Raw genomic sequence first — 1,279 nt, 5'->3', positions numbered from 1 at the left:
TTGACACCAGCCCAAACGCCCTAACTTCACGGTCTTGCCCTTTAGTCAGGGCGGGGTGAAGGCCCGCGTGGGAGGGTCATCAGGGCCCGTGCGTGCTCTAAGCCGGCTGGTTCTGTTGTTCGATGTACTGGCGCAGGGCGGTCGAGGGTGGGCCTGCGAGGGTGCCGGCGAAGTAGGACCCGGCCCATAGTCGGGTGTTCCGCCAGTAGTAGCGGTGAAGCTCGGGGAAGTCGCGGCGTAGGTAGCGGGAGGACACGCCCTTGAGGGAGTTGACGAGTCTCGACAGCGCCACCTTGGGTGGGAAGTTCACCAGCAGGTGGACGTGGCTGTCCTTGCCGTTGAACTCGATCAGCTCGCACTCGAACTGTTCGCACACCTCCCGCATTACCTGTTCCAGGTAGTGCAGGTGTTCGTCGGTGAAGACCGGCGCCTGGTACTTCGTGAGGAAAACCAAATGGGCGTGGAGTAGGAAAGTGCAGTGCCTGCCCGTGCGAACTGGGTAGTTGATGGTCATGAAACCAAGTGTATGATGTGGAGCGTGAAGGCGGACACGGGCCGGAGGTACCGGCTGTACCCCACCGAGGAACAGGCGCAGCGCCTGGCCTCGTGGGGGCACACGTGCTGCTGGCTGTACAACACCGCTTTGGAGCAGCGCCAGTTCGCGTGGCAGCAGCGCAAGGTCACCCTCGGGGTCACCGCGCAGTGCGCCTCCTTGACCGAGGCGCGTAAGGAACTCGACTGGGTCGCGGACCTGCCGGCACAGTCCGGTCAACAGGTGCTGCGCCAACTCGACCAGGCGTACCGCAACTGGTGGGATCCGCAGCACCCCGCCGGGGCACCGACACGCAAACGCAAGTCGGGGCGGTTATCGGTCCCGTTCCCGGGTCAGGCGATTGCGGTGCGGCGGGTCAACCGCCGGTGGGGCGTGGTCAGCCTGCCGAAGATCGGCGAGGTCAGGTTCCGCTGGTCCCGCCCCTTGGGCGGCACGGTCCGTAACGCGGTGGTGTCCTTCGACGGTGTTGCCTGGCACGTCGGGTTCGGTGTCCACGCCGGCGTCACCACGCCCGAGGCGCACGCCCGGCCCGACACTGTAGTGGGTGTCGACCGGGGGGTGAAGGTCGCCGTGGCGATGTCCGACGGGCGCATGTGGAACCGCACCTTTACCTCACCCGGTCAGGAGCGGGAGCTGGCCAGGCTGAAGTCGAAGGCTGGCCGGCAGGAGACCGCCCGCCGCAAGTACGGCGCGAAGACCTCGAACCGGGCCCGTAAGGTCCGTGCG

General features: G+C 66.2%; 2 protein-coding genes. One reads left to right on the top strand and one right to left on the bottom strand.

Annotation, left to right across the window (positions count from 1 at the left end):
• Window positions 1-97 precede the first annotated feature (97 nt).
• The gene (gene tnpA, locus ACNAW0_RS30380; RefSeq protein ID WP_416291480.1) at window positions 98-514 is read right to left on the bottom strand and encodes an IS200/IS605 family transposase; all 417 of its coding nucleotides are present in this window, start codon (window positions 512-514) and stop codon (window positions 98-100) included.
• Between the two features lie 24 nt (window positions 515-538).
• On the opposite strand from tnpA, the gene ACNAW0_RS30375 reads away from it, so the two are divergent.
• Window positions 539-1,279: RNA-guided endonuclease InsQ/TnpB family protein (locus ACNAW0_RS30375; protein ID WP_416291479.1), on the top strand; the 741-nt coding region annotated here is incomplete at its 3' end.

Origin of the sequence: Micromonospora sp. SL1-18, assembly GCF_047921505.1 — a bacterium.
Lineage (GTDB): Bacteria > Actinomycetota > Actinomycetes > Mycobacteriales > Micromonosporaceae > Micromonospora.
Note: the sequence above shows the minus strand (reverse complement) of the source record. Positions and strands in the feature narration are given on the sequence as shown.

Bases quoted from the DNA above. Each gene is read 5' to 3' on its own strand.
- tnpA (WP_416291480.1), bottom strand. From the start codon at position 514: ATGACCATCAACTACCCAGTTCGCACGGGCAGGCACTGCACTTTCCTA.